Below are 6,151 nucleotides of genomic sequence, written 5' to 3'. Positions count from 1 at the left end.
CAAATATTTTGCGGTAGGTCTATTCTGTGGACATGAACAGCGAAACCCTACAGCGCCTGCGCGCGCATCGACAAAGCGCCATTGCCGACACGCTCGGTCTGGCACGTCCATCGGTCTGGCGCTGGTTCCGGACCGGCCACATCCCGGCAGAACGGGTACTGGACGTTGAGCGGCTGACGGGGATACCCCGATCCGACTTGCGCCCGGACATCTACCCGCCCGGTGATCGGAACGCCGCGTGAGGTTGGCGCGGCCCGGATCCACAAACAAAGCGCCCGCGCGGGCAGTGTTGGCTGCGCGGCGGGCTTCCCATGACGATAGAAGAGGTATCGAAGCATGAGTGACAAAAGCGTAGCACGAACTTCCGACGGTGGTGAAGTTACCGTTTTTCGGCCCGAGGAGGCAAAGCAGGAGGTTGCCAAGGCAGAGGCTATTATCGAGTACGGAAAGCGGGTTCGTGATTTGTCGATTGTCGAGTCTGGTGTGGAGCACCTTATCGAGCAGGCGCGCGAGTTTGTCGGGTGGTGGGAGGTGAAGGTGCGCAACCCCGGCAATCAGCCAAATAATTCTGATCTGAATTATTTGAGCGTCGAAAACGCCGTGAATCTCACCGGAATATCCCAAGTGCAGGTTTCCCGCTGGCGCAAGCGGTTGCAGGATGAAGATCAATTCCGTGAAGCGTTGATAGCGCCGGTACGCAAAAAGTGGATGGGCGAAAAGGGCCAGACCGACCAGAAGGGCGCAAGCGGAACGGGTGTAAATGAATGGTACACGCCGCCGGAACATATTGAGACAGCGCGCAGGGTGCTTGATCATATCGACCTCGACCCGGCCAGCAGCGAAGCCGCGAATGACAGAGTACGAGCGGAGCAATATTTCACTCAAGCCGATAACGGACTGGACCAGGAATGGAGCGGCAAGGTCTGGATGAATCCGCCCTATGCGCAGCCAGCCATTCAGCAGTTTGTCGAAAAGCTGGTTTCCGAATATCAAAGCGGGCGTGTGACGGAGGCCATCGCACTCACCCACAACTACACCGATACCCGATGGTTCCAGCATGCCGCCATGGCATGCCGCGCGATTTGTTTCACCCGCGGCCGGATTGGGTTTTTGAGTCCATCGGGAGAACGGGCAGCCCCGACACAGGGACAGGCATTTTTCTACTTTGGCGACAACCCCGAGCGGTTTGCCGAACAATTCCGGGGCATCGGGTTTGTTGTCATGCTGATGCAGGGGCAAGGAGGCGAGCCATGAGTTTTTATGACCAGCTGTCTACCGGGCAGATTGCCGAAGGCTATATCGCGCGATGGCTGATGGCGCGAGGCGCTGCGGTAATGCCTGCCTATAAAATCGAAATAAGCCATGGGAAAGGGCCGCAGCTTTTTACGGCAGAAGGCGATTTTGTGCTGCCTGACATGCTGGTGTTTTCGCCCAAGAAGATTTTGTGGGCCGAGGCAAAGCAAAAAACCGTCTTCACATGGCACCGGATCAGCGGCCAATGGACGACCGGGATAGACCTCCACCATTACACGCAATATCTGCATGTCGCGAAGCAGACCAGGCTGCCGGTGTGGCTGTTTTTCTTCCATGTCGAGGATCGGCCGTCACCTATGGATGTCCGGCATGGCTGCCCCAGTGATTGCCCGACCGGACTATATGCCGAGGACCTGTTTACGCTGGTGGGGAAAGAAAGCCATCGGTGCAAGCCTAAAAATGGGGCGCATGCAACCCACGTGGGGCACGGCAAAAGCGGAATGGTGTATTGGGCGGAATCCGCGCTGAGAAAACAGGCGGAACGTGAAGAAGTTTATGCAATACCGACACCGGGGGGCAGGGCGGTCCCGGTCGGCGCGCCTACGCATCAAACCGCCTTGCCAATGCGCGGCCCATCGAATGAAGCCGGCTGAGGCCCTGGCATGATTGCCAACCCCGCCACCATGGCCCACAATAAACGAACCCGCCGCGGCTGTGACCTTGGCGGGCTCATCACTTACGACTAGGAAAGGGAGTCGATGTGACAAAGACAAGTTTACCGCATTTTTTCAGGCGCGCAACCGTCCGGTTGTCACGCGCTGCAAATTCCCGCCTGAGACGTGCCCTGAAGCGATCCGTGATCGGTCTGTATTGCCGTGGCTGGCTGCCTGCGGGCGCCGTGCAATGGGTGTTCCGGCATGTTGATCTGAGGGAGGTGTGACATGCAGACATTGAACTATAGCGCGCAAGCCGTGATGGATATACGGGAATTCGCCGCCATGCTTGGCAAAGAAGGCATGCCGTGTTCTCAGTTCATATCGAGAACCATAGCCGATCGGCTTGAGCAGTCGATTAAGTTTATACTCCCGGACGGAGGTTATCTTTTCGATGATCGGGAGACGAAACAGGCCACCCTTGATCTGCTGCACCTACCATACCCATGTATTGCCGCAGAGTATTATTGGGGCGCGACAGATAAAGCGCCGAATGAATATTTTTCTACGGCTGTCCCTAAGCGAATCGCATTAGCCTGGGACACAGAGGCAATGGGCGAAAGCGATTACATCGGCGAGATGATGTCTTTTCTTGGTGACGGAAGCGCAACTGATATTGACGGGCGCGGGGTAGTGATATGGCCCGTTGATTTTCTGCCGGAGTTCGGGGGTGGGAAATGGGTGCCGGGGTGGTGTGGCGTACTGATCCCAACGGAATCCATACTTCAGGATGTTCCTGAATGGTTCCATGGAACAGCCGACATGGCCCGATCATTAGGGATGAAGGTTGCAAAAAAATCGTTTCCGCAACGGCCGATGCTTCTTGGTGAAGTCGCCGAGATGAAAGCCGCCGAGGTGGGCGATAGCAGAAAAATTCTACTTCACTTCGAATCGGCTATATCATCTGAGCGAACGGTGATCATGCAGTTATGTTCCGCACTGAATTGCGCGAACATCCGGCAAGAAATAATTCCAGCCCCGAAAGCGCTGAACAAAAAGAGGGCGAAGAAAGGGAAACCGCCATTTTTTGAGTACCGGGTGCTGACCCTTGACTCGGCGAAAACGCCACAAGCCAGACATGACCATCAGGGCGGGTCGCATTCGTCGCCAAGGATTCATCTGCGGCGCGGCCATATCAGGCGATTAGCTCAAAAAGCGGTATGGGTGCAGCCGTGCGTAGTCGGTACCAAAAAGCGCGGCGTGGTAGTCAAGGATTACGCTGTTACAGCGGGGCATGCATCATGAAGCATAACCCGTGGTTCCGCATGTACTCCGAAGCGGTCGACGACGAAAAACTGTTGCTGCTGGCATCCGAGGATCGATGGTATTTCGTCGGCCTGCTGTGTTGCAAGAACATGGGCATTCTCGACGGCGACGATATCGGGATAGTGCGGCGCAAGGTCGCCATCAAACTCAGGCTGGACATGCGCGAACTGGACGAGCTTTCGAGGCGCCTTGCGGAAGTCGGATTAATCAATCAGGAGACTCTCCAGCCGCTTGCCTGGGGGGCTCGACAGTTCGAATCCGACAGCAGCAAGAAACGAGTCGCCGCGTTCCGATCACGCAAGTCGAAAGCCGCGGAAAGTGAAAAAAAATCATCGACAAAACAACACAATGCAGCATGTAACGCCGATGTAACGTTACAAGACAGTTACAGAAACGCCGATGTAACTTTGCAAGAAGCAGAAACAGAGACAGAAACAGAAGCAGAAAAAGAAAACCCCCCTACCCCCCCTTCTGCGAAAGGGGGAAGCGCTGACGCGCGTCGATCTCGAAAAACCGAAACCTCGGACAGCGAACTTCCCGAAGGCGTGACGGTGGACGCGTGGCGGGACTGGGAACAGCATCGGCGGGAGATCGGGCATCCGCTGACAGCGTTGTCGGCAAAGCGCCTGCTGGGCAAGTTGGCCCGGCTGCGCGACGAGGGGCACGACCCGGTAGCGGTTATCGACCGGGCGATAGAACACGGCTGGCGCGGGCTGTTCGCACCGGACCCGAAGCCGAACGGCAACGGCGCCGATGAAGACCCGCCACCGCAGACCGAACGTGAACGCCAGATCGCCCACCTGGTCGCAACGACCCCGATGACTCGCCGCGATGCCGAGAAGTGGCTGGACCAACAGGCGGCCAAGTCATGACCACGCCCCGCGAATTGGCCGGCCTGTTGGCGCGCGATGCACTCGCCGTGTGCCGGGAATTGCTGCCTCACGGCCGGCTTGTCGGCAACGAATGGTGTGTCGGCAGCATCCGGGGCGAGGCCGGCGACAGCCTCAAGGTCCACACCGGCGGCGAAAAAGCCGGCGTCTGGTGCGACTTTGCCAGCGGTGAGCGGGGCGGCGACCTGCTGGACCTGTGGCGGGAGGTGGCCGGTATCGACATGGCCGAGACGATCCGCCAAGTCAAAGCGCGCTACGGCATCAGCGAGCCGTCGTTTCACCGCCAGCCGAGAAAGCAGTTCGCCAAGCCTGAAGCGCGCGCCTTCACGGCGCCCGGGGAGGGCAGCCCGGTCATGCGCTACCTGATCGGGCGCGGCCTGACTCCGGAGATCGTCAACCGAGCCGGGGTGGTGCAAGCGCGCGGCAAGGACGGCGAGGCGATTGCGTTTCGCTACTACCGCGACGGCGAGCATGTGCATACCAAGTTCCTGGCCGTTGACCGACCGCAAGGGCGCAAGGTGACGTGGGTCAGCAAAGGCACTCTGCCAGCGCTCTACGGCTGGCACCTGATCGGCGACAAGGCGCGCAAGGTGGTGCTGTGCGAAGGCGAAATCGACGCCTTGACCCTGAATCAATTCGGCCTGCCGGCGCTGTCGGTGCCGATGGGCGCGGGCCGCAAACAAGGCGCTTGGCTGGAGCACGAGTTCGACCGGCTGGACCGGTTCGACGAGATTCTGATCGCTATGGACGACGACGAGGCCGGGCACGAGGCGCGCGATGAAATCCTGGAACGCCTCGGCATCCATCGCTGCCGGCTTGTCGATTGGCCGGAGAAGGACGCCAACGACTGCCTGACCCGGCTCAAGTGGGGCAGGCATGAGTTCGTCAACTGTCTGCGCGGGGCACGGGCCATCGCGCCGGAGGAGCTGGCGAGCGCCGTCGAGTACCGGGACGATGTGCATGCGCTGTTCCTGGGCCTGACCGAGTCGCGCTTCTCGGGACTGACAACGCCGTGGCTCACGCCCGCCGAGCCGGTCGAGTTTGCGCCGGGTGCGATGAGCATCTGGACCGGCTACAGCGGCCACGGCAAAACCACGTTGCTGAACCAGCTGATGAACTACGCCATGGGGCTGGACCATCGGGTATGCATCGCCAGCCTGGAGATTCAGCCTGCCCGGACGCTCTACCACCTGACCCGCCAAGCCACGGCAAGCGAGCGCCCGACCCGCGAGTACATCGATGCCGTGTTCGACTTCTACGCCGACAAGCTGTGGCTGTTCAAACTGGTCGGCGCGGCCCGGATCGAGCGCATCATCGAGGTGTTCGGGTATGCCAGAGCGCGCTTCGGGGTGACGCAGTTCGTGCTGGATTCGCTGATGATGCTCGACATCCCGGACGACGATTACCCCGGCCAGAAGGCGGCCGCGCAACGGCTGGTCGACTTCGCGGTACAGCACGGCGTGCATGTGCATCTGGTCGCCCACGGGCGCAAAACGGCGGACCCCGGCCGGCACATGGGCAAGCATGACGTGAAAGGATCGGGTGGGCTGACCGACATTGCGGCCAATGTGCTGGTGGTCTGGGCGAACGAGGAAAAGCAGGTGGCCGAAAACCCCGCCGATGTCGGCGGCCCGAATGCCGGGCTGTTCGTCGAGAAGAACCGGGCTCATGGCTGGCGCGGCAAAGTCTGGCTGGACTTCGACCCGGCCAGCCAGCAGTTCACCGGCGGCGACTGGCCGCGACCGATGCACGTTGTCCCATTCACCGCAGCCGCCAGGAGCGAGCGCGCATGACCGACTACCTCGAAGCCCACACCGACCACCAGCGCGCCGCGGCCCGACAACGCCACACCGAGGCGCTGCGCCCGCACCGGCGACAGACGGCGAGCATGGCGGCCTACATCGCCGGGCTGCCCGACCGCGCCGAACGCAACCGGGCGCTGGCCGTGGTCCGGGAGCTGGCGCCCGACCTGGCCGAGGCGGTGGCCGGCGAGGTGCGCACGCAGTTCGATCTGCGCAAGGCGCGGCG

Annotated in this window: 7 protein-coding genes; all 7 read left to right on the top strand. The window is 60.5% G+C overall.

Annotated elements, in window-relative coordinates:
• Window positions 1-32 precede the first annotated feature (32 nt).
• Entirely contained in the window at window positions 33-242 is a 210-nt protein-coding gene (locus tag AC52Q4_RS04675; RefSeq protein ID WP_495535645.1) for a transcriptional regulator, read from the top strand.
• A gap of 94 nt (window positions 243-336) precedes the next feature.
• Window positions 337-1,254: a DNA N-6-adenine-methyltransferase gene (locus AC52Q4_RS04670; protein WP_495535644.1), complete on the top strand. Its 918-nt coding sequence runs from the start codon at window positions 337-339 to the stop codon at window positions 1,252-1,254.
• Window positions 1,251-1,907 carry a hypothetical protein gene (locus AC52Q4_RS04665; RefSeq protein WP_495535643.1) on the top strand — a complete coding sequence of 219 codons (657 nt, stop codon included), beginning with the start codon at window positions 1,251-1,253 and terminating at the stop codon, window positions 1,905-1,907. Before AC52Q4_RS04670 ends, AC52Q4_RS04665 begins: the two co-directional genes overlap by 4 nt.
• A gap of 288 nt (window positions 1,908-2,195) precedes the next feature.
• A complete protein-coding gene (locus AC52Q4_RS04660; RefSeq protein ID WP_495535642.1) occupies window positions 2,196-3,212 on the top strand; it encodes a hypothetical protein in 1,017 nt (338 codons plus the stop codon).
• Window positions 3,209-4,105 carry a phage replication initiator YdaU family protein gene (locus AC52Q4_RS04655; RefSeq protein ID WP_495535641.1) on the top strand — a complete coding sequence of 299 codons (897 nt, stop codon included), beginning with the start codon at window positions 3,209-3,211 and terminating at the stop codon, window positions 4,103-4,105. The genes AC52Q4_RS04660 and AC52Q4_RS04655 overlap by 4 nt, the downstream gene beginning before the upstream one ends.
• Complete coding sequence (locus AC52Q4_RS04650; protein WP_495535640.1) at window positions 4,102-5,916, top strand: bifunctional DNA primase/helicase; 1,815 nt, start codon at window positions 4,102-4,104, stop codon at window positions 5,914-5,916. Before AC52Q4_RS04655 ends, AC52Q4_RS04650 begins: the two co-directional genes overlap by 4 nt.
• Window positions 5,913-6,151, top strand: a 239-nt coding sequence (locus tag AC52Q4_RS04645; RefSeq protein ID WP_495535639.1) for a hypothetical protein, incomplete at its 3' end; no start/stop codon positions are given. The genes AC52Q4_RS04650 and AC52Q4_RS04645, both read left to right, overlap by 4 nt.

This window comes from Nitrococcus sp. (genome assembly GCF_059432795.1).
The sequence above is the reverse complement of the archived record's forward strand: the minus strand, read 5'-3'. Positions and strand labels throughout refer to the sequence as shown.